Origin of the sequence: Shewanella saliphila (assembly GCF_014648295.1) — a bacterium.
In the GTDB taxonomy this organism is placed as follows: Bacteria; Pseudomonadota; Gammaproteobacteria; order Enterobacterales; family Shewanellaceae; genus Shewanella; species Shewanella saliphila.
Genome location: NZ_BMQV01000005.1, coordinates 97143 through 121446 on the forward strand (window position 1 = coordinate 97143; position 24304 = coordinate 121446).

The window sequence follows — 24304 nt, forward strand, 5'->3', positions numbered from 1 at the left end:
TTATGCTAGCGCAGATTATCAATGCTTCAATCAAAAACCGCGTCATGGTGCTGTTATTCAGCATCATTATTGCACTTGTAGGCTATCAGGCCATGCGCACCACGCCACTTGATGCTCTGCCCGATTTATCAGATGTACAAGTGATTGTTAAAACCAGCTATCCGGGCCAGGCACCTCAGCTGGTAGAAGACCAAATAACCTATCCGTTATCGTCGGCAATGCTCGCAGTACCTGGCGCTAAAACCGTGCGCGGGTTCTCCATGTTTGGCGACTCGTTTGTGTATGTGATTTTTGAAGACGGTACTGACATTTATTGGGCCCGTTCACGCGTGCTTGAGTACCTTTCGCAAACCCAAGATCAGCTGCCTGATGGGGTAACGCCGAGTTTAGGCCCTGACGCCTCAGGGGTCGGTTGGATTTTTCAGTACGCACTCGTTGACCGCAAAGGCCAATACGATTTAGCGCAATTGCGCTCACTCCAAGACTGGTTTTTAAAACTTGAACTACAAAGTGTCGCAGGCGTGTCAGAAGTCGCGACCGTTGGCGGTATGGAGCAAACCTATCAAGTGGTGGTCGACCCACGCAAACTGGCCTTGTATCAAATCGATTTGATGACCATTAAAAATGCCCTCGACAATTCTAATAGTTCAACAGGCGGCTCGGTCATTGAAATGGCCGAGGCAGAATACATGATCACCTCTACTGGTTATCGCCAAACCATTGCTGATTTTGCTGAAATCCCATTGGGTATTTTGTCTGAAACTGGCACACCGATTTTAATGAAAGATGTCGCACAACTGCGAACTGGCCCAGCAGCAAGACGCGGCATTGCTGAACTTGATGGTTTAGGTGAAGTCGTCGGCGGCATTGTGGTAATGCGCTACGGCGAAAACGCCCTTGAAACTATTAATAATATCAAACTCAAACTCGAACAAATCAGCAATGGCCTGCCAGACGGAGTCGAGTTAGTGACCACTTACGATCGCTCTGATCTTATTGTGCGCTCAGTCGACAACCTTAAACACAAAGTGTTAGAAGAAATGCTGGTTGTCGGGCTGATTTGTTTACTCTTTTTATTACATGCCCGCTCGACATTAGTGGCGATTATCACCTTACCTATCTCGATCTTAATCAGCTTTATCGCCATGCACTTTATCGGTGTCAACGCCAACATTATGAGCCTAGGCGGAATAGCTATCGCCATCGGCGCAGTGGTTGATGCATCGATCGTGATGGTAGAGAACACCCATAAGCATTTAGAGCATTACCGCCAACAACACGGCTGTGCTCCAGAAGGCGAAGCCCATTGGCAGCTGGTTAAAGATGCCTCTATCGAAGTCGGTCCGGCACTGTTTTTCAGCCTATTAATTATTACTTTAAGCTTTACCCCTGTGTTTGCATTAGAAGCACAAGAAGGTCGCTTATTTCATCCATTGGCATTTACTAAAACCTTTGCGATGGCTGCATCGGCGATTTTAGCCATCACTTTAATTCCGGTATTAATGGGTTATTTTGTTCGCGGAAACATCCCCGACGAGCGTAAAAACCCGCTCAGCCGTATTCTGATTGCGTTATATCAACCGGTATTAAAATGGGTGTTACGTTTTCCTAAAATCACCATAATGATGGCATTAGTGGCCTTGCTCAGCGCCTATTATCCATTAACTAAAATGGGCTCTGAGTTTATGCCGACATTAGAAGAAGGTGACTTGTTGTATATGCCAACCACATTGCCCAGCGTTAGTGCGGGCAAGGCGGCGGAGATTTTACAGCAAACAGATAGGCTGATTAAAACCGTACCTGAAGTTAAACGGGTATTTGGTAAAGTCGGCCGAGCCCAAACAGCCACTGACCCTGCGCCACTAACTATGCTCGAAACCACCATTATGCTTAAACCCGCAAGCGAGTGGCGCACAGGCGTGACATTAGAAAGTATCATTGCCGATCTACAACAAACCGTGCGCATACCGGGCATGACCAACGCCTGGGTGCAACCAATTAAAACCCGTATTGATATGTTGTCCACAGGGGTTAGAACCCCAGTCGGTATCAAAATATCAGGGGCAAATGTTGAAGAACTACAACGAATAGGCAGCGAAATAGAAGCGGTCGTGAGCCAATTACCTGGCACCTTATCGGCATTTGCACAACGCAGCAGTGGCGGCCGTTATATTGATATTACCCCTAACTTGAAAAATGCTGCTCGCTACGGCATGACACTCAATGACATTCAAGATGTGGTGCAAATGGCCATTGGTGGCATGACGGTGGGCGAGTCGATTCAAGGCCAGGAACGCTACCCGATTAACATTCGTTACCCAAGGGAGTTACGCGACAACATTGAAAAGCTAAAAGACTTACCCGTGCTCACTAAAACCGGTAAATACCTCCCCTTAAGTTACCTAGCTGAACTGACCATTAGCGACGGCGCACCTATGCTTGCCAGTGAGAATGGCCGCCTTATTTCCTGGGTGTTTGTCGACTTAACAGATATTTCAATTGGAGAATATATTGCCCAAGCACAAGCCGCACTTGATGAGCAAATTAGCTTGCCTGCACGTTACAGCTACAGCTTTGCCGGCCAATATGAATACATGCAACGGGTTAAGGCTAAAATGACACTGGTGATCCCGCTTATGATTGCAGTGATTTTTATCTTGCTGATGATGACCTTTAACTCAACAATTCAGGCTCTGGTGATTATGCTCAGTTTGCCGTTTTCACTGGTGGGCAGTGCATGGTTACTTTACTCGCTCGAGTTTAATTTCTCCGTGGCGGTATCGGTTGGCATGATAGCCCTTGCAGGTGTGGCCGCTGAGTTTGGGGTGGTGATGCAGGTGTACCTCAACAACAGTATTGCCGCTTACAAACAAGAAGGCCGCTATCAAACTAAAGCTGACTTAACCGCTGCGCTTATTGAAGGTGCGGTAATGCGCATACGCCCTAAAGCCATGACCGTCGCCACCATCTTTTTTGGCTTATTACCCATCATGTGGGGCAGCGGTACAGGCAATGAAGTGATGCAAAAAATTGCCGCACCTATGGTGGGCGGTATGGTCACCGCGCCGCTATTATCGCTATTTGTGATACCGGCGATTTACTTACTCATTTACGGTCGACGGCTGCCCGCATAATCATTCGCCGACGCTATAAAGCAAAAATCCCAAACAATGTATTGTTTGGGATTTTATTATTAGATCAAAAGCCTAAGTTAAGCAGGGGTTAATTCCGTTTAAGTGACTCACTCAGTTGGTCCGCTTCATCTTGCTTCTTCTTACGGCAGGCTGCGATGTCATCAGGATGACCATATTGACATGGATCGCTGGCTAAAATCGCCCGAGGTAAATTAAGTAACATATAATCTGTGTCATTTTTATTATCGTCAGCATTGCCAGCGTTACCCAAACGGATTGGCGACGTACCGCCACAAGCCGTTAGCAATAGTAAACTAGACAATATCAGACTCGATAAGAGGGTTGATTGAACAGGCGGCATTTTCATTATTGAGTGATCTTTTGTTTTTCACGCGCCAAACTCATCATCTTAAACATTCCCCACGCCATAATTACGCCGCCAATCACCAACATTGCATTAATGATCATTGGGTTAGCCAGCATAGGTAAAAAGCCTTCGTCAAAGCCAGCAAAAATGCCATAAAGCCCTAAACCAACTAATAACGTGCCGGGAAAATCGATAATGGCCACCATCAGCATACTGCGGTTAATTCGTGCTAATGCAGCTTGTGTCGTTTCTTGAGTCATAAATTCATCCTTGGGTGTACTCCTTGTGTAACGCTAATTATTCAGACATCGATTGTTAATTTGAGTTCAAAAAATGACCTGAACAGGTGGTGCTGAATGTTTATGCTGCTGGGTCCAATAGCGAAATAATCGAGAAAAATCCGCCTTGCGGATCATTAAGTACCGAAAAGCGCCCCACATTAGGGATGTCGGTCGCCGGTACGCACACTGTCGCGCCCAAACTTTTGGCTTTAGCAAGCGCGGCATCGCAATCATCAACTGCAAAATAGTTCATCCAATGCGCTGGCGCATCGCCCCATTCTGCCGTCATTTCCAACAGACCACCAACAGCTTGCTCACCCACATACCATTCGGTGTATTTAAAATCAGCCATATCTGCAAGTTTGGTTTGATAGCCTAGTACCTTACTATAAAATGTTTTAGCGGCCGCGGCATCACGACAGGCTAACTCAACCCAGCATAAAGTATTGGCCTCTTGAGCACGTTTAATACCAATATGGTCTTGCCCTTGCCATAACGCAAAACGGCTCCCCTCAGGGTCGGTGCATAATGCCATACGACCAGCATCACCAACCGAATGTGGCCCAGCTATCACCTGGCCGCCCGCCTGTTTAACAAGTTCAGCGCTAACATTGACATCATCAACGGCAAAGTAGAGCGTCCAGTGTGTAGGTAAGGCCTGCATATCTTCTGGCATTGGGTACATTGCGCCAATATCGTCACCCTCGATTTGCAGCATAGTGTAATGTCCTTCAGGCATGGGCATATCATCAGCACCCCAACCAAATAATGCCTGATAAAACGCTTTACCCGCATCCCAATCGTGCGTAGCCAGCTCAATCCAGCATGGCTGTCCTTGTTGATATTGTTGTACTTTCATTATTGTTATCCTGTCGAAGTCACAATTACTGTTAGGTAATAGTTATAAGTTAAGTTGATATCGCCCAAAAAGCAAAAAGCCTTCAAACGAAGGCTTTTTTTAAAAATGCGCTGTGCAAATCAGTTATTTAAATACCGGCAGAATATCGGCCATGGCCAATAAATGGCAGGTTGCGGTAATCATACCAAACAGCACAACGACAGCAATCAGCGGTGTACCGCCAGGGACTTTAAAGCCAGTAGCGTTTGGATACAGTTGACGTACTTTATACGCTAACAGGGCTGGCACTATTACTGCCCAAACGGTGGCAGCTAATGCCGCAAAACCAATGGCAATAATAAAACCATTAGGAAACAATAAGCCCAAAATCGTTGGTGGTATAAATGTTATTGCAGCGGTTTTCATTCGGCCAGCACGTGAATCATCAAAGCCAAATAAATCAGCTAGATAATCAAATAGACCTAAGGTCACCCCTAAAAATGATGACGCTACCGCTAGGTTAGCAAACAAGGTCAACATGCTATTTAGCCACTGACTTGCCATTACGCCAGACAACGCCTCAACGAGCACACCAATATTACCGCCCTTGGCAATCACATCGGCAAATTGGCTACGTGGAATATTGCCCATGGTCGCCACTAGCCAACACACATAAATAATCAGCGCGATGCAGGTACCCACCACAATGGCTTTAACAATGGTATTGGCATCTTTACCATAGTATTTAACTAGGCTTGGCACATTGCCATGGTAGCCAAAACTGGCGAGGCCAAAGGGAATAGCAGCAAGTAAATACGGCAAATAGCGGCTTTCACCGTCTGGCGAGACTAACTTAGTGGTATCAATTTCAATTAATAGATTACCAATCGCTAAAAAGAAGGTCATCACCATGCCACCGAGCATGATGGTAGTAATACGGTCAACCGCTTTAGTGCTAATTAATACAATAAACGCCAACACTGCGGCAAATATTAATCCAGCAACGCTTTGAGGTAAGGTTACGCCAAGCGTCGACAAGCTATGATTAACGATTGAACCACCACCACTGATGTATGCATAGGTTAAAATGTATAATACAAATGCAATCGAGACCCCGTTAATCACTCGCCAAAACTGGCCTAAGGTTTCACGGGTCAACGTATCAAAACTGGCACCTGGCTCAAAATGCAAGTTAGCTTCAAGCAACAGTAGGCCCGACATTAACATGCAAAACCAAACACCCAATAACATGACTATCGAATAGCCAAACCACATACCCGCGCCCACAACAGGCAATGAAAACATGCCAGCACCCACGGTTGTACCGGCAATAATCATCGCACCGCCCAATAAAGACTGACCTTGTGGACGATGCTTTGCCCCATTCATGTGATTAGCCATTAATGTCCATGCTCCGCATGCACACTATCGACAATGGTTTGTCTTACAGATGAGCTTAATAATTGGTTAGCGTGATCACGAATTTTAATCACTTCTGCACGGTGCTCAACACTGCATAAATAGCCTAATTCTTTAAGCTTAACACTTAAGGTGTTGTAGAGTTTTTTATCGTAAAACTCAGGCGCTGTAATGCCATGTAACGCACCTAAACGCTTAGCTAATAAGTGACTGTCAGTTTCAAGCTCCGAGCGCTCTAAATCAGGCTTGATCGCCAACAAGTTAAAAATAATCGCGTAACGTTGAAGGGTTTCACTGATGGTTTCAGCCAGTAACAATAACTGAGCGGTATAACGTGGCGATACTTCAAAATGATCATCACCACTGAGCAAGCCTTGTTCTACCATAAAGTCTAAAATCTTATCGACATGCTGTTGCACATCTTCAATGCCCATAAATAACTCGGCTTTTAGCAGCGGATAAAAGTCCATCACAATGGCGTGGATTTTACTGCGTTCACAAATATCATACTGCACTAAACAACTGGCAATTAACGATGGAATAGCCATTAAGTGAATGATGTTATTGCGATAGTAGCTCATAGTGATGGCAATTTTTTCATCAACCGAAATAATTTCACCAATAGCATCTTTGGTACTGACAAACTTATTGAGCGATAAACAGTGATCAATAATCGACTTGCCATTCCCGTCTGCCACTGAGGTGTAGCTGGTATAAGGCACGCTTTTCAACATCGCTAAATATAAGTCTAATTGACGTTCAAGTAAGCTTCGCTCTAACGCGTTACGCTCAGATGCAAGCAAGACTAAACTGGTTAACGTGACAGAGCTGGCCGCTGCTGCGCCGTTAATGTTGGTCATCACACTGCTGGCCAACAAATTAACCGAAGGCGTAAACCATGTTGGTTTTTGTTCAGGGTCTTTCGCGACCTCTTCACGCCAGTCTGGCGCTTGTTGGTTTAAAAAGTTTTGTAGGTTAATCGGTTCACCGAAGTTGACATAACCCCGACCAAAGTTACCTAACTTACGAATAGCACCAAACACTTGCCACACTGATTCTTTTTTCTTTTTCTTGCCGCTTAGCTCTTTGTGGTAAGTAGCCACTTCCATTACATGGTCATAACCTAAATACACAGGCACTAGGGTTACTGGACGCTCAATCCCGCGCAGTACGCTATTGATAGTCATGGCTAACATGCCCGTTTTAGGGGCGAGCAAACGACCAGTGCGCGAACGTCCACCTTCGGTGAAGTATTCAACCGAATAACCTTTAGCAAACAATTGGTCTAAATATTCACGAAACACTGCAGTGTATAGCTTGTTACCGTTAAAGCTACGGCGAATGAAGAACGCACCACCACGACGGAACATAGGGCCAGCAGGCCAAAAGTTCAGGTTAATCCCGGCGGCAATGTGCGGCGGAACCATTCCCTGGTAATACAAAATATACGACAGCAACAAGTAGTCCATGTGGCTTCGATGGCACGGTACATAGACAATTTCATGGCCATCATGATGGAGCTGTCTAATTTGTTCAGCACCTTTAATGTTGATACCACTGTATAACTTGTTCCATAACCAAGTTAAAAAGCGTTCGGCAATACGCACTAAACTATCAGAATAGTCAGCGGCAATTTCATCCAAATATTCAATTGCAGTTTCGCGGGCTTTTTCTGGAGAGATTTTCTTATTTATAGCCTCTTCTTCAATCGCTTTTTTGATTGAGTCAGATTTAAGTAATGAGGCAAAAAACATTTGTCTATTCGGCAATTGCGGCCCAGTCATCACTTTACGTTGTCGGCGAAAATGCACCCGAGCAACGCGAATTAACTTATGGGCAATACTTTTATCAAAGCCATGTTCGTCGGCCATGTGGCGTAAAGACACCGCGTTAGAAAACTGTACAAAATTATGACGACCAAGAAACAGAATCATCAACCACTTACGTAACCATGTCGGGTTTTCACGCTCAAACACCGCCGCTTTCATGCTGTCGTCTTCTTTGCCTGGTGTGCGGCCCCAATATAGGCTGACAGGCACCAGCTGAATATCTAAATCCGGACGCTGGCGATGAAGCGCCAGTAAGCTGGTAAAGCTATTAATGAACTTTTCACCGCTTTCACGCTTACCAAAAAGAGGTTTACGACCTTCTAGGCACACAATGCGGGGCACTTCCAAATCATCAATTTCTAGAGGTTGATAAGGGCTCGGCATGCCAAAGCCTTCGGTAATTTCGCTGAGGGCAGCGGCATCACTGATTGACTCTGTTTTCATGACATAAACCAATGGTTTAGCCGGATCTAAATTGAGGTCTTCAAAAGGTTCATGTGGCACAACAATCGTGTGTACCATCTTTTTTTGAACCCATTTTAACACGCGTAAAAACATTGAATCTGGTTTTGACATGGTTATTTTCGCAACATAAGCCACTGTAATTTTGCTGCATAGGATACCAGAAACCACCCTTGTTACACTATCAGGCTGTTTTATCTTTACTTTGTGAATAACTCGAAACAAAGTAACTCAATAAAAATATAGTATAAAAAACTTATAAAACAAATTGATAGAGAATTAAAGCAGATCAAATATCAAAAAACAGTTGGTTAATACTTGCGCGAACAAAAACACTGTATATAATGACAGTCACTGTATAAAAAGACAGGAATCATCATGAGACCGTTAACGCCGCGCCAAGCAGAAATTTTAGACTTAATTAAAAACAATATCGCCGAAACAGGTATGCCACCGACTCGTGCTGAAATTGCAAAACGTCTTGGCTTTAAAAGTGCAAATGCTGCCGAAGAGCATTTAAAAGCATTAGCCAAAAAAGGCTTTATCGAGATCATGCCTGGTACTTCAAGAGGTATCCGTTTACCTCATGAAGAAGAACAAGAATCTGGCTTACCGCTGATTGGTCAAGTTGCCGCAGGCGAACCCATTTTAGCGCAAGAGCATGTTGAGCAATATTATCAAGTTGACCCAAGCATGTTTAAACCCGCCGCAGATTTTTTATTGCGAGTCCGCGGTGACAGTATGAAAGACATTGGCATTTTAGAAGGTGACTTACTTGCCGTTCATAAAATGCAGCAAGCACGTAATGGCCAGGTTGTTGTGGCCCGCGTTGAAGACGACGTCACGGTTAAACGTTTCGAGAAAAAAGGCAATGTGGTGTATCTACATGCTGAAAACGAAGCATACAACCCGATTAAAGTAGACTTAAGTTGCCAAAGCCTCACCATTGAAGGGCTTGCAGTTGGCGTTATCCGTAATGGAGATTGGTTATGAACAAACTAATGGGCACCGCCCCGCGCCACCCAGGCTTATGGGTAGATTTAACCGACGCTGATATACACGGCAGCCAAACCATTCAAACATTACAAACCGTCACTCAAGGTGAGTCTGAACTAGGGCAACTGTGTAGCCAACTCGCAAGCTTGAGCCAACAAGGACGCTGGATTGTATTGATTAGCCCGCCACACATTGGTTATAAGCATATGCTTGCCAGCGCCGGGGTAAGAATGGACCGCATTTTATTAGTGCACACTAAAGATGAAGTCGAAACCTTATGGGCCATGGAAAAAGCATTAACCAGTGGCACGTCTAGTGCGGTCATTACCTGGACTAGCTCATTAGATGCTCGCGACAGCCGCCGTTTAGAAATTGTCGCCAAAAGTGCCCGCGCATTAGGTGTCGTGATTGAAGATGTGAATACTCACTCACCAGAAAAACACCCAATAGTTAATCCATCTATGACAAATGCGACAAGTAATTTTTCAGCATTTCATTAACAACGAACCCATAAACACCAAGCCCTGCATTCAAATCAGGGCTTTTTTTTTGCATTTTTTCAGACGATTAGCGAACAAAGTGATCTTGATCAATGTTTAATCTACAAGTAATGTTGTTAACAAGGGTGAAACATTGTCTATCCTTAATATGACGTGAATTGGCAGCACAATAGCCATCGATGGGAACACGTCAACATAAATTGATTAGTTCAGTCGTAGGTACAAGTGTGGTGTTCAGCTAACAAAAATGCGTAGGCTTGCAGTCTACAACCACCAGAGTACTTTGAGGTCATCAAACTTTTTTGGGAATCGAAGAGTTTGCATAGAGCAGAGACTTACTGTGTGACTCTTCTTTGTAATTGCTATTTGCAATTATCAGAGGAGAAGTCTTGTGAAGCAAAGGTGGTATTGTTTGTTGGTTGTGCTGTTAGCACTTCCACTCGGGGCTGCAGAAATGCCCCTCAACATGACTCAAGGTGTAACAGATATTAGTGGTAGGGTTTACGACCTCCACATGACTATTTTATATATTTGTTGTGCCATTGGGTTAGTGGTGTTTGGGATCATGATTTACTCGATGATCTATCACCGTAAATCAAAAGGCGCAGTCGCAGCCAATTTTCACGAAAGTACTAAAGTGGAAATCGCCTGGACCGTCATTCCGTTTATCATCTTAATTGCTATGGCAATCCCTGCCACCAAAACCCTAATCGCAATGGAAGACCCCAGCAATGCGGATCTGACCATTAAAGTTACTGGGTCTCAATGGAAGTGGCATTACAGCTATTTCGATAAAGACATCGAATTTTACAGCACGCTTTCAACGCCAAGAGAACAAATCGATGGCGACCAAACCAAAGGTGTGAATTACCTCCTAGAAGTAGACAAGCCACTGGTATTGCCGATCAATCAAAAAGTACGTTTTTTAATGACCTCAGACGATGTTATCCACTCCTGGTGGGTGCCCGCATTTGCCGTTAAAAAAGACGCCAATCCTGGTTTTATTAACGAAGCCTGGACTCGCATAGACAAACCCGGCATTTATCGAGGTCAATGCGCGGAGTTATGCGGCAAAGACCATGGATTTATGCCCATTGTGGTTAATGCGCTATCTGAAGCTGATTTTGATAACTGGCTAGTAGAGCAAAAACAACTGGCTGAAACCGAAGCTGCTGCAGCGGCAGCATCCATGTCACAAACCTTATCCCTTGAAGACTTAAGCAAACAAGGCGAGCAAGTTTACCTTGCCCGCTGTGCAGCGTGTCATCAACCCAATGGCGCAGGCCTTCCAGGGGTATTTCCATCACTTATTGGCAGCCCAATGATTAAAGGCCCTGTACAAGGTCACCTTGATATTGTGATCAACGGTAAGCCCGGTACAGCGATGCAAGCCTTTGCCAAACAGCTATCTGCACAAGAAATTGCCGCAGTCATAACCTATGAGCGCAATGCATGGGGTAATAACAGTGGCGATGCAGTGCAAGCAGCAAACGTAGGTAACTTTTCAAGTAACGGTGCCTTAACGCCTAATGCAGCGGTGGCACAAGCCAACGCTGCAACCACTATGGTTGATAATACTGCTGATACGCTAGCCCAAACAGCCAACCAAGCAGTTGAAGCCGTTGCAAAAGCCGTGGCGCCAGAAGATTTACCCGTACTCACCATGGAACAGCTCATGGCAGAAGGTGAACAAGTTTATGCCGCAACATGTGCCGCTTGTCACCAAGCCACAGGAGCTGGAATATCCGGCGCTTTCCCGTCACTCATTGGCAGTCCGGTAATAACAGGACCTGTTAGCGGGCATATCGAGATGGTTATGCATGGCAAACCGGGCACTGCAATGCAGGCTTTCAGTGCTCAACTCAGCCTACAGCAAATAGCCGCTGTGATTACTTATGAGCGTAATGCGTGGGGCAATAATACTGGTGATACAGTACAGGCGGCAGACATAAGCAACTATGCAAATAACGGCGCCGCAACATCTCAACCAACGGTTGCTGCGCAAGTAACAGATACAGCAACCGCTGTCGCTGATACTGTTGCAGATGCAGTAACCGATGCAGCTAATCAAGCAGCCGAAGCCGTTGACAAAGTATTCACGCCAGAAGCATCACCCACACTCACCATGGAACAGCTCATGGCAGAAGGTGAGCAAGTTTATGCCACAACATGTGCAGCTTGCCACCAAGCCACTGGCGCAGGAATACCCAGCGCTTTCCCCTCACTCATTGGCAGTCCAGTAATAACTGGGCCGGTTAGCGGGCATATCGAGATGGTTATGCATGGCAAGCCGGGCACTGCAATGCAGGCTTTCAGTAGTCAGCTCAGCCCAAGACAAATGGCTGCAGTGATCACTTATGAGCGTAATGCATGGGGCAATAATTCTGGCGATGCAGTACAAGCGGCCGATGTCGCTAGCCATGGACAGTAGGGGAAAACCAATGAGCACAACAACGCACGATACTATCGACACTGCCCATGATGAGCATCATCACGGCGCTCCCAAAGGGCTAATGCGCTGGGTACTGACCACCAATCACAAAGACATTGGATCTTTGTATTTATGGTTTAGTTTCATCATGTTTTTAACCGGTGGCGCAATGGCCATGGTCATACGCGCAGAACTGTTTCAGCCTGGTTTACAGTTAGTTGAACCAAACTTTTTTAATCAAATGACCACAGTGCATGGGTTAGTCATGGTGTTTGGTGCAGTCATGCCAGCCTTTACCGGGCTGGCAAACTGGCTAATTCCGATGATGATTGGCGCGCCAGATATGGCCTTACCTCGCATGAATAACTGGAGTTTTTGGATTTTACCTTTCGCGTTCACCATGCTGCTGGGTTCGTTATTCATGGAAGGCGGCGGCCCCAATTTTGGTTGGACATTCTACGCCCCGTTATCGACGACTTATAGCCCTGACTCAACGGCGCTGTTTGTATTTGCCATCCATATTATGGGGATAAGCTCAATTATGGGTGCGATTAACGTGGTGGTGACTATCGTTAATATGCGTGCACCCGGAATGACCTGGATGAAGTTACCGCTATTTGTGTGGACCTGGTTAATCACTGCGTTTTTATTGATTGCCGTTATGCCCGTACTTGCAGGTGCAGTGACTATGGTGCTTACCGATAAGTTTTTTGGCACCAGCTTTTTTGATGCCGCAGGTGGCGGCGACCCAGTGATGTTCCAACATATTTTTTGGTTCTTTGGTCACCCAGAAGTGTACATCATGATTTTACCGTCCTTTGGTATTATCTCGGCGATTGTACCGACCTTTAGCCGAAAACCATTGTTTGGCTACTCATCAATGGTTTATGCAACCGCCAGTATTGCTATTTTGTCATTTCTGGTTTGGGCGCATCATATGTTTACTACCGGTATGCCGGTGTTTGCCGAACTGTTTTTCATGTACTGCACCATGCTCATTGCCGTGCCGACCGGCGTAAAAGTGTTTAACTGGGTTGCCACTATGTGGCGAGGCTCTATGACCTTTGAAACCCCAATGTTATTTGCCGTTGCCTTTATTATTTTGTTCACTATTGGTGGATTTTCAGGGCTGATGCTCGCCATTACCCCGGCGGATTTCCAATACCACGACACCTATTTTGTGGTGGCTCATTTCCATTATGTCCTGGTGACGGGTGCCATCTTCTCCATTATGGCTGCGGCGTATTACTGGTTACCTAAATGGACCGGCAATATGTATAGCGAAACCCTAGGCAGGTGGCATTTTTGGTGTTCGGTGATTTCGGTCAACGTGCTGTTTTTCCCGATGCACTTTTTGGGTTTAGCCGGTATGCCTCGGCGTATTCCAGATTATGCGATTCAGTTTGCTGACGTGAATCAAATTGTCTCCATCGGCGGCTTTGCCTTTGGTTTATCGCAATTGATTTTTCTGGCGGTGGTACTCAAGTGTATTAAAGGCGGCAAACCCGCTGGGGATAATCCATGGCAAGCCGCTGATGGCTTAGAGTGGTCAATCCCTAGCCCTGCGCCTTATCACTCGTTTACGACCCCACCGGAGATTAAGTGATATGAGCCCAATGCCAAAATCAAACCGTAAATTACTCACCATGCTTATTTTAGGATCTATAGGCATGTTTGGGTTTGGTTTTGCCTTGGTACCGCTGTATGACGTGCTGTGCGACACCTTGGGGATTAACGGCAAAACCCAAAATACTGCCAGCAGTTATGACGCGGTCGTTGTTGATAAAAATCGTACTGTGACGATTGAATTTATCACCCAGGTGCAATCGGATATGCCATGGGAGTTTTCTCCTAAAGTGAACCAAATTTCCGTTCACCCCGGAGAGCTTACCCACGCCAAATTCCTGGTTAAAAATCTGTCGGCAAAAAACATTATTGGCCAAGCGATCCCATCGGTTTCGCCTGGACAAGGCGCGGCATACTTTAACAAAACAGAATGCTTTTGCTTTAATCAACAACCTCTCGCAGCCGACACGAGTGCTGAGCTACCACTGATTTTTTATGTGGACCCTGATTTACCGGCGTCCATTAATACATTGACTCTCTCTTATACCCTTTACGATATCACTGACAAGCAAGCGGTATCGGCAAAGCAAGGAGCAGCAAGATGACAACAAAGCATCAAACCTATTACGTACCAGCCCAAAGTGGTTGGCCTATTATTGGCGCCATCGGCTTATTTTTAATTGCCTTTGGTGCGGGTAATTATATTCAACAGTTAGCCACCGAAAAAACCTCTGGCGGCTACATTTTATTAGCCGGTATCGCAGTGATTATCTTTATGATATTTGGCTGGTTTAAAACCGTCATTGACGAATCAATGGCTGGCCTATACTCGCCACAAATGGACCGGTCGTTTAGACAGGGAATGAGCTGGTTTATTTTTTCTGAAATTATGTTCTTTGGCGCCTTTTTTGGAGCCTTGTTTTATGCGCGAATGATCTCAGTGCCCTGGTTAGGCGGCGCGTCAAACAATGCCATGACCCAAGAAGTATTATGGCCTGCATTTGAGGCCGCATGGCCATTAATCAAAACCCCTGATGGCACCACAACCGAAGCCATGCCGTGGACTGGCTTACCGCTAATTAACACCATTATCTTGATCACATCATCTCTGACGCTGCATTTTGCTCATGTCAGTTTAGAAAAAGCCAAGCGTAAACCACTCATTATCTGGTTAAGTTTAACGGTGGTTTTAGGTGCGGTGTTCCTTGGATTACAAGTAGAAGAATACAGCCATGCTTACCAAGAAATGGGCCTCACGCTAACCTCAGGGGTTTATGGTAATACCTTCTTTTTATTGACGGGTTTTCATGGCATGCACGTCACCATAGGGACGCTGTTTTTGATCATTTTATTGCTCAGAATAATCAAAGGCCATTTTACCCCAGATAAGCATTTCGCCTTTCAAGCCGGGAGTTGGTACTGGCACTTTGTCGATGTAGTGTGGTTATGCTTATTCATCTTTGTGTACGTGCTGTAATTGCTGATTAATAAGGCCGTGTGTTGGGCTGAATATAGCCCAACCCTAAGGCCACCAGCAGCACCACAATCACCACCACAGAAAATAAAACACGACGCCCTAAATACTGACTCATTGATTGCTGATGTTGTCCTTTAACCATAATAAACAAAGCTCTACCCAGGTTAAATATTATGAATACAAGCAACGAGACTAAAACTAACTTAACAATCAATGGTGTTGTCACAGGCAATCCTTTTGGCGGTGTGAGTGTGTCTCGGGTGTTATTGGTATTGATTACTTTGGTCGTGTTTACCATTTTGGTCAAGTTAGGACTGTGGCAACTGTCGCGAGCTGAGTTTAAGCAACAATGGCAACAAACCTTAGCATTACGTGAGCAACAAGCCGCGCTCAACTATCCGCAGCTGCTTTCACTGTTGAAAGCGGAGCCATCTGCCATTGAAGAAGCCGCCTTACTGACCGGCTATCGTTTGTCGATACAGGCAACCCCAGTCAAGCAACCATTATTACTACTCGATAATCAAGTGTATCAAGGTCAGGTGGGTTACCTTGCCTACCAAGTCTTTGAAGTAACAGCACAGCAGCCATGGATATTGGTCGAATTAGGCTTTGTGGGCGCTGGTAACGACCGCCGCGAACTACCCGCTTTAGCGCCCATTCAAGCTGGGCAATATGGGTTAACCGGCCGGGTTTATCAAAAACAGACCAATCCATTAAGTGATGAACTTCACCCAGAAATACACCCAGACAAACCGATACGGTTTCAAAATTTATCGATGCCTGCGTTAGCTGAATTATTACATCATGATATTGCCGCAGTGGTATTGCAGCCAGATAACGTGCCGCAATACTCACTACCGCAACCCTGGGTACCTATTCCACTGTCGGCGCAAAAACATCAAGGATATGCCTTACAGTGGTTCACCATGGCGGCAGTATTTTTAGGGCTGATGCTCTGGATAGCCTTAAGGCAATGTAGACGTCAATAATCACAGCAACACACAACAATTAAAATGATACGAGGAGATACAATGAACTCCCAGCCTAAAAAAAATAATAAAGCATTAATCTTATTGCTAGTGGTGTTTGTGTTACCCATTGCGGTGGCCAAACTAGTATTGAGCCTAGAGCTGTATCAAGGCGGTGCAACCAATAAAGGGGCATTATTGGCGGCCGACATTAACTATTCAAGTTTAGCCATGGCCAACCCCAAACCACATTCATGGCAGATTTTGTATCTATTGCCACAAACCTGTGAGCAATCATGCCAGGACAGGTTATACCTACTGAATCAAAGCTACATTGCCTTAGGAAAAAACCGCGACAGAGTCAGCCCAATTATTTTGGTTGATAGCCATAGCGACACCAGCATACTCGCCACATTACAGATACCTTTTGAGCAGGTGACTGCCAATAAAGCCATCGCGGCATTAATGACTCAACAACAAGTCATTATTGTTGACCCTTTAGGCAGCTTGATTATGCAATATGACGACGTGGCGGGTCGTGATGCCAACATCACCCAGGGTAAAGCCATGATTGCCGATTTACGCAAAATGCTTAAGCTATCGAGGGTTGGCTAATGGCAGTAAAAAGGCTTATTAAGTTCACCTTAGTATTCACCCTCGCAGTGATTTTAATGGGTGCGTATACCCGTCTATCAGATGCGGGGTTAGGTTGCCCTGATTGGCCAGGATGTTATGGTCATTTAGCTGTACCCAGCGCAAGTCATGAGCTTGCAAAAGTAGAGCAGCATTTCCCAGATATGACTATTGAGCCAGAAAAAGCCTGGCTTGAAATGATCCACCGCTACATCGCTGGCACATTAGGCTTAATGGTGTTGGCAATTCTTATTTTGTGTCTCAAGCAGCCGCAAGCGCCTAAAAAACTACCCAGCTTTATTGCCGCACTGATTATCTTTCAAGCCGCACTCGGCATGTGGACAGTCACCATGAAACTCATGCCAATCGTAGTGATGGCGCACCTTATCGGCGGCTTTAGTTTATTTGCTTTACTGTTATTACTGTATTTACGCCTTAAACCGCTGCGGATCCCCGGCGGTGATAGCCATGCACGCAAATTAATGCCCTTGGCCTTAGTGTGTTTAGGGGTATTGATTATTCAGATTATGCTAGGCGGTTGGACATCATCAAACTATGCAGCACTCGCTTGCACCACGTTACCGATTTGCGAAGGTAACTGGGTAGATAACCTCCGCTTTGCCGATGCATTTTCGCCATTTCAAGGCGAACACCCCAGTTTTGAATTTGGGGTTTTAGACTACTCCACACGCATGACAATTCATGTAACTCACCGAATTTGGGCGGTCGTCACCGCCATTATGTTGATTTGGCTCGCGATGAAATTACGTTATTCACACTCGCATATCATGCGTAACAGCGGCTATTTATTACTGCTGTTAGTCATAATGCAAGTCGGCCTTGGGATCAGTAATGTGGTAATGAATTTACCTCTGGGTATTGCGGTCTCTCACAACGCAGGAGCTGCATTTTTGCTGCTCAACTTAGTTTTTATTAATTACGCCCTGTGGCGTAAAGCATAAGCGAGGATTGACCATGACAAAACCTCTTACCCTAAGCCAGCCACAACAAAAACTGTCTCTGTCTTGGCGTGCCTATTTTGAAATGACCAAGCCCAAAGTGGTTGCCCTAATGCTACTGACCGTTTTGGTTGGCATGTGCCTAGCCGTGCCAGGTATTGTCCCTCTAAAGCCCCTAGTTGCAGGAATGGCAGGCATTGCCATGATGGCGGGTGCGGCAGCAGCCTTTAACCACTTAATCGACCGTAAAATCGATGGCTTAATGGCGCGCACTTACAACAGGCCACTGCCCAAGGGGAAAGTCTCCACCACCAAAGCCGCAGTGTTTGCCGTTATGTTAGGGTTAATTGGCTTTGTGGTATTGTATGCCTTGGTTAATCCGCTCACCGCCTGGCTCACATTTGCCAGCCTAATCGGCTACGCACTTGTGTATACCGCTTACCTTAAGCGTGCGACCTCGCAAAATATTGTGATTGGCGGGTTAGCGGGTGCAATGCCTCCACTACTTGGTTGGACCGCCGTCACTAACGAGCTACATGGCTACGCATTACTGTTAGTGATTATTATCTTTACCTGGACCCCACCACACTTTTGGGCCTTAGCAATACATCGCCGTAAAGAATACGCCAAAGTCGACATCCCTATGCTGCCTGTCACCCATGGGGTAGAATTTACCAAAACCTGTATTTTGCTTTACACCATTTTGCTGGCCATTGCCTGCTTATTACCGGTATTAGTTGGCATGTGCGGGCCGGTATATCTAGTCGGTTCAACGATTCTCAGTTGCGGGTTTATTTATAAAGCGTGGCAACTTAAATATCATGACTATCCTGGCTTAGCGATGAAGGTGTTTACCTTTTCTATTTACCATTTGATGGTGCTATTTATTGTGTTGTTGGTTGATCATTATTTTTGGGTTGCATAGAAGGGCATTGCATTGAAAAAACTTATTGCTATTGGTGTGCTGGCATTGCTGATTGCCGGTGTTATGGCTTATCAAATGACCCAATCACGGCCACTTGATTTGGCCACTAGTTATGTCTTTGATCAACCCAGAGCATTAGCGCCTTTTACCCTTGCAGATCAATACGGTAATCAATTTACTAACCAGTCTTTGCAAGGCAAGTGGAGTTTGTTTTTTATTGGCTATACTGCCTGCCCTGATGTATGCCCTACTACGTTGAACAAACTGGCGGCGGCATACCCTAAATTGCAAAAAATATCAGATTCGTTTCAAGTGGTGTTTGTGTCAGCCGACCCTAAACGCGACACTCAAATTAAGCGACTCGATTACATCAACTTTTTCAATAAAGAGTTTAAAGCCGTCAGCGCAGAGCACACTGAGTTGTTTCCGTTTAGTCGTGACTTAGGCTTTGTATACGCAATGGTCGGCGAAGACAGTGATTATCAAGTAGATCACAGTGCATCGTATGTATTGGTGTCTCCCCGCGGCGAGAAAACCGCCGTGTTTAAAACCAAGCCCACTCCTGGACAACTGCCGCAAATTATTAACAGTGAACTGATAAGCGACATGAATAAGATTGTTAGCGCTTGGCACTAACAATCTCTTTGGCTCAATGTGATTAGACTACTCTTGTGGCCACTTACCATCATCTTTGGGTCTAATCCACATTTGCGAAAACCAGTAATACCCTGTGCGGGTTTTACTGGGCACAGTACAGTTATAACGTGACCTTCCCGGTGTGACATCTGCTGGCGCTTGAATACTAAAGGTATCCTCGCTTAACCAAATCGGCTTTTTAGCACCTTGCCCCTGAATAAAACACATTAACTGATGTGGATACAAATCTCTGGTGTCTAAAGTAATCACTAACTTGGGTCGAAATTGCCCCGTCTTCAATACAGGCTCGCTAATATTTTGTTTTACGACCGGCATCGGCAAGCTTGAAAACTTAACCGTTAAACTCGATAAATCAGCGTAGGCATTCGCCACCGGAAAACGCGGTAACGCAGTAATGGATGAATACTCTCCTGCCGCACCAGATTGCTGCCCAAAGCCCACAAAGCCATGTTTAACTAAAATAGCCTCAAGTGCGGCCGTATACTCACCATACGGATAAGCAAGAAACTTCACGCTTTGGCCCGTTTGTTTTAGCAACTCAGCCTCGGTTGATAAAATATTGTTTTCAACTCGGTCATGCCACTGCGCGGTGGTTTCTTTTGGGAGACGACGGATTAAGTGCTCATGCCCCCAACTGTGGTTAGCAATCGTTACACCTTGTTCGGCTAGCGTTTTGATGTCTTGCCAGCTCATCATGCCGTCATAGCCTGCAATAATCGGCGCTGGCGACACAAATACAGTAAAGGGGAAGTTGTGCGATGCTAAAATGGGCGCAGCATTTTGAATAATACTTTGATAACCATCATCAAAAGTAATCACAATACTGTTATTGGCAATTGACGTGTTATTCTTGATGGCATCAACGGCATCCGTTAACGGCATCACCGTAAAGTTGTTTTCTGCTAAATATTGCATTTGTTCAGCAAACTGCTCTGGAGTCACACTCGTGCTTTTAGGCGTACTGTCAGAAACATGATGATACTGTAAAATCACCACCGCTTGCGCGTGGTAGTGCAACAAACTACAACAGACAACCATTAAACCTAAAACGATTTTTTTAACCATGATTACCCATACCTATGTCAGTTAGCGCTTTACTATTAAATCATCATAAGCATCGTCAATTATTGGCATTAGCGACACCGATGATACTGTCAAATATCACTATTCCACTATTAGGACTTGTTGATACTGCAGTGATAGGCCATTTAGGCCAAGCTTATTACCTCGGTGGCGTGGCGCTTGGTAGCACCATAATAACTCTGATGATTTGGCTACTCGGCTTTTTACGAATGTCGACAACCGGACTCGTTGCACAAGCCTATGGTGCAGACGACAAAATAACTCAGCAACAATTGTTGTTACAAGGTTGTATCTTAGCATTAACACTCGGGTTTGCCTGCGTTATATTGCAATCTCCCATCGTAAACTTTGCGTTAAGTCTCAGTGATGCCAGTGAACAAGTCATGCTTTACTGTCGTCAATATGTTGATATTCGTATTTGGTCATTACCCTTTGCCCTAGTTAACCTGGTATTACTGGGTTGGTTATTAGGGCGCCAAGCCCCTAAAGCCGCTATGTGGCAACTTATCATAGCCAATTGCGCCAATATTATTCTCGATGTGGTATTTGTAATCGGCTTTAATTGGGACGTCCAAGGGGCAGCGCTAGCCTCAGTGATTGCCGATATCTGCGCGTTTACGGTCGCCTTGATTATGGTTAAACGTCAATTGACTAAAATGGGCGACTTTAATTTAAAACACCGTCTCAGCCAATTAACCCTTCGCGGTTATGGCCGTTTATTGTCGCTCAATCGAGATATTTTTATTCGTAGTTTGTGCTTACAAGCGGCGTTTAGTTTTATGACATTCCACGGTGCAGGGTTAGGCGACAACATCATTGCAGCGAATGCGGTGTTACTTAACCTATTAATGCTGATCTCATATGCCCTCGACGGGATTGCCTATTACGCCGAAGCAGAAGTGGGCCGCGCATTTGGACAAAAAAACCAACCATTACTGCACGACAGCGTGCAACTTGCCTTTTATTGGTCTGCAGCCATTGCCGTATTATTTAGCCTGTTATTTTGGGGCGCAGGTAGTGGGATCATTCAATTACTCACCAATGTAGAAGCGGTACAACAAGCAGCCAACCAGTACCTTATTTGGCTGATATTTTTGCCAATACTGGCTTTTGGTTGCTACCTGTTTGATGGGGTTTATATTGGCGCAGCCCAGGGTAAAATTATGCGTAACAGTATGATTATTGCGACCTTTGCAGTGTACTTCCCGTGCTGGTACTTATTGCAAGCATGGGGAAATCACAGCTTATGGGCGGCCATGTCGGTATTTATGTTGTGCCGCAGTGTGACATTAGGCTGGCATTATTTTTATAAGCTTAGAAATACACTTGCTTAAACATAATAATCATTGATGGTGAGAATACATAAATGTAACATGCTGACAACATTGTTATTTTAAACGGACTTTTAATGAAACGGATTTTATGGCTGCTAGTCGTTATATTTGCCCCACTCTCAAATATTGCCCTAACCAGCCCCCTGCCTGTCGACGCTTTTGCCAACCTGCCTGATGTACGCTTTGTCACTTTATCGCCAGATGGTACAAAAGTCGCTTCGCTAGTTAGGAATAAAAGCGACACTCTCGACGGGCAAGTATTGAGCATTCGTGACATTAATACCAATAAAGACATTTTCCCTGTCCAAACTGACAATCAAAAGTTTGTCATTTTGTCGCTAACCTGGGCAAGTAACGACATTATTTTAATCACAGCAAAATACCCTGCCACCCGTCGCGGCGTTCCTACAACAGAAATGCGCCTAATGAAATATTCACTCAGCGACAATAAAACCTCCAGTGTGTTTTCTAAACGCACTTTTTCACGGTTCGTTGACGTGCCACAAATACAATCGTCTATCGTCGACTATCTTGATAACGACCCTGACCATATTCTTATGCAAATAAGTGGTTTGGGCTCTAAGATGCAATATGAAAGCGTGATTAAAGTCAGCTTAAAGAGCGGTGGAATAAAGATAAAGCAACACGCACAGAAGTACATTGAAAATTGGTTAACAGACAGGCAAAACCAGGTACGTATTGGCATTTATCGCGACGATACGAGCTACCGTATTTATGAGCAACAACAAGCTGATGGCGACCTGCGCTTATTATGGGAGTTTGAAGCCTTAGATGAAGATACCATCTGGCCTATAGGCTTTGACCATGACCCCAATATTCTTTACGTCAGCGCTTATCATCAAGGCCTAAAAGCCATTTTTAAAGTGAATTTAACCGACCCTGACCTCATCAAAGAATTGGTATATCAAAACGAGAATTATGATGTCGAAGGCCAGCTCATTTATTCCACTTTAAAACAAAAAGTCATCGGTATTGATACCAATATTGAAGGGGAATTTCTGTTTTGGGACCAAGACTACATCAAGCTCAATAATGGTTTAAACCAAGTCTTGCCAGAGACACACAATGTCATTAATCAATTAAGCGACAATGAGCGCCGCTACCTAGTTTATAGCACTGGCCCCATTGAATCTGGCACCTACTTTTACGGCGATAGGGACAAAGGAGCGCTTTATCCAATCGCTTATCGTTATAGCCAATTGCCGCCTGAGGTCTTGGCTAAACCTAAAAAAGTGAATTACAACGCCCGTGACGGTTTGGCTATCGAAGCGTTTTTAACCACACCCAAAAACACAGAAGCCAAACACCTCCCAACCATTATTTTTCCGCATGGTGGACCGATTAGTTACGACTCAACAACATTTGATTATTGGGCGCAGTTTTTCGCAAATCGCGGCTATGCCGTCTTGCAAATGAACTTTCGTGGGTCTGCTGGGTATGGTTATCAGTTTATGAACTCAGGGCTAAAAAACTGGGGCCTTGAGATGCAAAATGACGTTGAAGATGGCGCTCACTGGCTTATTGAACAAGGTATTACAGACCCTAAACGCATGTGTATTGTCGGCGCAAGTTACGGTGGCTATGCAGCATTAATGGGCGTGGCAAAAACACCCGATTTGTACAAATGTGCTATCAGTATTGCAGGTGTGACAGATCTTGAAAGCTTAGTAAAATCATCACGTAACTACGACAACAGTAAAATCGTTAAAAAACAAATTGGCGATGATTATGATGATTTATATCAACGTTCACCTATCAGTAAGGCTGCCAGTATCAAGGTGCCCGTATTGTTAATTCACGGTACTAAAGATCGAGTGGTAAAAGCAGACCATAGCGAAGCAATGTACGATACACTCAAAGATTTAAATAAAGCCGTTAAGTACGTTGAATTAGAAAATGGCGACCATCACCTCAGTAACAATGAACACCGCTTAACCACATTTATTGAAATAGAGCGCTTCTTGGCGGCCAATCTTGGGGTAAAATAGCCGCACATTTTTACAGGCCAACAGGCTCAAGAATAGTAGAGGAAACGATGACCCAAGAATTGATTATAACTGACCTTGAAGTCGGCACGGGCAAAACCGCAGTAAAAGGCGCGCTAATAACGACCCGCTACAGTGGGCGTTTAGCTGATGGAACACAGTTTGATGCATCTGATGCATTTCAATGTGTCATTGGTACTGGTCGAGTCATTAAAGGTTGGGATCAAGGCATTGTAGGTATGAATGTGGGTGGTAAAAGACAGCTATCAGTACCGGCGCATCTTGCTTACGGCGAGCGACAAATTGGCGATCGCATTCCGGCTAACTCGGATTTGTTTTTTGAAATCGAATTACTTGAAGTACTCACCCGAGACGATTAAGCCAATAAACAAAAACGCGACCTAATTGGTCGCGTTTTTATTTAACCTAGGCTCAGGTT

22 protein-coding genes are annotated in these 24304 nt (G+C 45.0%); 15 read left to right on the forward strand and 7 right to left on the reverse strand.

Translation table 11 applies throughout. The annotated features are described in order from the left end of the window. Positions 1 to 2: 2 nt before the first annotated feature. Positions 3 to 3134 (forward strand): efflux RND transporter permease subunit, encoded by a 3132-nt coding sequence (locus IEY48_RS04370; RefSeq protein ID WP_188917640.1) that lies wholly within the window; start codon positions 3 to 5, stop codon positions 3132 to 3134. A gap of 88 nt (positions 3135 to 3222) precedes the next feature. Here IEY48_RS04370 and IEY48_RS04375 read toward each other — a convergent pair whose 3' ends face one another. From IEY48_RS04375 to plsB, 5 genes are all read right to left on the reverse strand, one after another. Then, complete coding sequence (locus IEY48_RS04375; protein WP_188917643.1) at positions 3223 to 3456, reverse strand: hypothetical protein; 234 nt, start codon at positions 3454 to 3456, stop codon at positions 3223 to 3225. A gap of 44 nt (positions 3457 to 3500) precedes the next feature. Continuing rightward, the gene (locus tag IEY48_RS04380; RefSeq protein WP_188917644.1) at positions 3501 to 3761 is read right to left on the reverse strand and encodes a hypothetical protein; all 261 of its coding nucleotides are present in this window, start codon (positions 3759 to 3761) and stop codon (positions 3501 to 3503) included. Between the two features lie 100 nt (positions 3762 to 3861). Further along, a complete protein-coding gene (locus IEY48_RS04385; protein ID WP_188917646.1) occupies positions 3862 to 4641 on the reverse strand; it encodes a VOC family protein in 780 nt (259 codons plus the stop codon). Positions 4642 to 4764: 123 nt separating this feature from the next. After that, a complete protein-coding gene (mtr, locus tag IEY48_RS04390) occupies positions 4765 to 6021 on the reverse strand; it encodes a tryptophan permease (protein WP_188917648.1) in 1257 nt (418 codons plus the stop codon). Beyond that, entirely contained in the window at positions 6021 to 8444 is a 2424-nt protein-coding gene (plsB, locus tag IEY48_RS04395; protein ID WP_188917650.1) for a glycerol-3-phosphate 1-O-acyltransferase PlsB, read from the reverse strand. The genes mtr and plsB overlap by 1 nt, the downstream gene beginning before the upstream one ends. Positions 8445 to 8708: 264 nt before the next feature. On the opposite strand from plsB, the gene lexA reads away from it, so the two are divergent. The 6 genes from lexA to IEY48_RS04430 all read left to right on the forward strand — a co-directional run bounded on the left by lexA (position 8709) and on the right by IEY48_RS04430 (position 15300). Next, the gene (lexA, locus tag IEY48_RS04400) at positions 8709 to 9323 is read left to right on the forward strand and encodes a transcriptional repressor LexA (RefSeq protein ID WP_188917653.1); all 615 of its coding nucleotides are present in this window, start codon (positions 8709 to 8711) and stop codon (positions 9321 to 9323) included. Then, positions 9320 to 9826 (forward strand): cell division inhibitor SulA, encoded by a 507-nt coding sequence (locus tag IEY48_RS04405; protein WP_188917655.1) that lies wholly within the window; start codon positions 9320 to 9322, stop codon positions 9824 to 9826. Before lexA ends, IEY48_RS04405 begins: the two co-directional genes overlap by 4 nt. Positions 9827 to 10217: 391 nt before the next feature. After that, positions 10218 to 12257 carry a cytochrome c oxidase subunit II gene (gene coxB, locus IEY48_RS04410; protein WP_229786319.1) on the forward strand — a complete coding sequence of 680 codons (2040 nt, stop codon included), beginning with the start codon at positions 10218 to 10220 and terminating at the stop codon, positions 12255 to 12257. A gap of 10 nt (positions 12258 to 12267) precedes the next feature. Next, the gene (ctaD, locus tag IEY48_RS04420) at positions 12268 to 13863 is read left to right on the forward strand and encodes a cytochrome c oxidase subunit I (RefSeq protein ID WP_160052003.1); all 1596 of its coding nucleotides are present in this window, start codon (positions 12268 to 12270) and stop codon (positions 13861 to 13863) included. Position 13864: 1 nt separating this feature from the next. Beyond that, a complete protein-coding gene (locus IEY48_RS04425) occupies positions 13865 to 14428 on the forward strand; it encodes a cytochrome c oxidase assembly protein (protein WP_188917657.1) in 564 nt (187 codons plus the stop codon). Continuing rightward, positions 14425 to 15300 carry a cytochrome c oxidase subunit 3 gene (locus IEY48_RS04430; RefSeq protein WP_188917659.1) on the forward strand — a complete coding sequence of 292 codons (876 nt, stop codon included), beginning with the start codon at positions 14425 to 14427 and terminating at the stop codon, positions 15298 to 15300. Before IEY48_RS04425 ends, IEY48_RS04430 begins: the two co-directional genes overlap by 4 nt. Positions 15301 to 15307: 7 nt before the next feature. On the opposite strand, the gene IEY48_RS04435 is transcribed toward IEY48_RS04430, so the two are convergent. Continuing rightward, the gene (locus IEY48_RS04435) at positions 15308 to 15526 is read right to left on the reverse strand and encodes a DUF2909 domain-containing protein (protein WP_223418933.1); all 219 of its coding nucleotides are present in this window, start codon (positions 15524 to 15526) and stop codon (positions 15308 to 15310) included. Here IEY48_RS04435 and IEY48_RS04440 point away from each other — a divergent pair. From IEY48_RS04440 to IEY48_RS04460, 5 genes are all read left to right on the forward strand, one after another. Continuing rightward, positions 15474 to 16289, forward strand: coding sequence for an SURF1 family protein (locus tag IEY48_RS04440; RefSeq protein ID WP_229786320.1), 816 nt, complete (start codon positions 15474 to 15476; stop codon positions 16287 to 16289). The genes IEY48_RS04435 and IEY48_RS04440 overlap by 53 nt on opposite strands. Positions 16290 to 16331: 42 nt before the next feature. After that, complete coding sequence (locus tag IEY48_RS04445) at positions 16332 to 16883, forward strand: redox-active disulfide-containing membrane protein (RefSeq protein WP_188917665.1); 552 nt, start codon at positions 16332 to 16334, stop codon at positions 16881 to 16883. Continuing rightward, positions 16883 to 17863 (forward strand): COX15/CtaA family protein, encoded by a 981-nt coding sequence (locus tag IEY48_RS04450; protein WP_188917667.1) that lies wholly within the window; start codon positions 16883 to 16885, stop codon positions 17861 to 17863. Before IEY48_RS04445 ends, IEY48_RS04450 begins: the two co-directional genes overlap by 1 nt. A gap of 13 nt (positions 17864 to 17876) precedes the next feature. After that, the gene (gene cyoE / locus IEY48_RS04455; RefSeq protein ID WP_188917669.1) at positions 17877 to 18785 is read left to right on the forward strand and encodes a heme o synthase; all 909 of its coding nucleotides are present in this window, start codon (positions 17877 to 17879) and stop codon (positions 18783 to 18785) included. A 75-nt stretch (positions 18786 to 18860) separates the two neighbouring features. After that, a complete protein-coding gene (locus IEY48_RS04460; protein ID WP_373293695.1) occupies positions 18861 to 19421 on the forward strand; it encodes an SCO family protein in 561 nt (186 codons plus the stop codon). A 27-nt stretch (positions 19422 to 19448) separates the two neighbouring features. Here the strand turns inward: IEY48_RS04460 and IEY48_RS04465 are convergent, their stop codons facing one another. Then, positions 19449 to 20507, reverse strand: a complete 1059-nt coding sequence (locus IEY48_RS04465; protein ID WP_188917671.1) for a polysaccharide deacetylase family protein — start codon at positions 20505 to 20507, stop codon at positions 19449 to 19451. 14 nt (positions 20508 to 20521) lie between these two features. Here IEY48_RS04465 and IEY48_RS04470 point away from each other — a divergent pair, with 14 nt between their 5' ends. From IEY48_RS04470 to IEY48_RS04480, 3 genes are all read left to right on the forward strand, one after another. Then, positions 20522 to 21859, forward strand: a complete 1338-nt coding sequence (locus IEY48_RS04470; protein ID WP_188917673.1) for an MATE family efflux transporter — start codon at positions 20522 to 20524, stop codon at positions 21857 to 21859. Positions 21860 to 21933: 74 nt separating this feature from the next. Continuing rightward, a complete protein-coding gene (locus IEY48_RS04475; RefSeq protein WP_188917675.1) occupies positions 21934 to 23868 on the forward strand; it encodes an alpha/beta hydrolase family protein in 1935 nt (644 codons plus the stop codon). A 47-nt stretch (positions 23869 to 23915) separates the two neighbouring features. Beyond that, a complete protein-coding gene (locus IEY48_RS04480; RefSeq protein WP_188917677.1) occupies positions 23916 to 24245 on the forward strand; it encodes an FKBP-type peptidyl-prolyl cis-trans isomerase in 330 nt (109 codons plus the stop codon). The last annotated feature ends 59 nt before the right edge of the window (positions 24246 to 24304 follow it).

Coding starts and splice junctions, on each gene's coding strand:
- IEY48_RS04430 (WP_188917659.1), top strand. CDS start 14,425: ATGACAACAAAGCATCAAACCTATTACGTACCAGCCCAAAGTGGTTGG.
- IEY48_RS04425 (WP_188917657.1), top strand. CDS start 13,865: ATGAGCCCAATGCCAAAATCAAACCGTAAATTACTCACCATGCTTATT.
- IEY48_RS04480 (WP_188917677.1), top strand. CDS start 23,916: ATGACCCAAGAATTGATTATAACTGACCTTGAAGTCGGCACGGGCAAA.
- plsB (WP_188917650.1), bottom strand. CDS start 8,444: ATGTCAAAACCAGATTCAATGTTTTTACGCGTGTTAAAATGGGTTCAA.
- IEY48_RS04405 (WP_188917655.1), top strand. CDS start 9,320: ATGAACAAACTAATGGGCACCGCCCCGCGCCACCCAGGCTTATGGGTA.
- mtr (WP_188917648.1), bottom strand. CDS start 6,021: ATGGCTAATCACATGAATGGGGCAAAGCATCGTCCACAAGGTCAGTCT.
- lexA (WP_188917653.1), top strand. CDS start 8,709: ATGAGACCGTTAACGCCGCGCCAAGCAGAAATTTTAGACTTAATTAAA.
- IEY48_RS04460 (WP_373293695.1), top strand. CDS start 18,861: ATGACCCAATCACGGCCACTTGATTTGGCCACTAGTTATGTCTTTGAT.
- IEY48_RS04470 (WP_188917673.1), top strand. CDS start 20,522: ATGTCAGTTAGCGCTTTACTATTAAATCATCATAAGCATCGTCAATTA.
- IEY48_RS04380 (WP_188917644.1), bottom strand. CDS start 3,761: ATGACTCAAGAAACGACACAAGCTGCATTAGCACGAATTAACCGCAGT.
- IEY48_RS04385 (WP_188917646.1), bottom strand. CDS start 4,641: ATGAAAGTACAACAATATCAACAAGGACAGCCATGCTGGATTGAGCTG.
- ctaD (WP_160052003.1), top strand. CDS start 12,268: ATGAGCACAACAACGCACGATACTATCGACACTGCCCATGATGAGCAT.
- IEY48_RS04370 (WP_188917640.1), top strand. CDS start 3: ATGCTAGCGCAGATTATCAATGCTTCAATCAAAAACCGCGTCATGGTG.
- IEY48_RS04475 (WP_188917675.1), top strand. CDS start 21,934: ATGAAACGGATTTTATGGCTGCTAGTCGTTATATTTGCCCCACTCTCA.
- IEY48_RS04445 (WP_188917665.1), top strand. CDS start 16,332: ATGAACTCCCAGCCTAAAAAAAATAATAAAGCATTAATCTTATTGCTA.
- IEY48_RS04440 (WP_229786320.1), top strand. CDS start 15,474: ATGAATACAAGCAACGAGACTAAAACTAACTTAACAATCAATGGTGTT.
- cyoE (WP_188917669.1), top strand. CDS start 17,877: ATGACAAAACCTCTTACCCTAAGCCAGCCACAACAAAAACTGTCTCTG.
- IEY48_RS04465 (WP_188917671.1), bottom strand. CDS start 20,507: ATGGTTAAAAAAATCGTTTTAGGTTTAATGGTTGTCTGTTGTAGTTTG.
- IEY48_RS04450 (WP_188917667.1), top strand. CDS start 16,883: ATGGCAGTAAAAAGGCTTATTAAGTTCACCTTAGTATTCACCCTCGCA.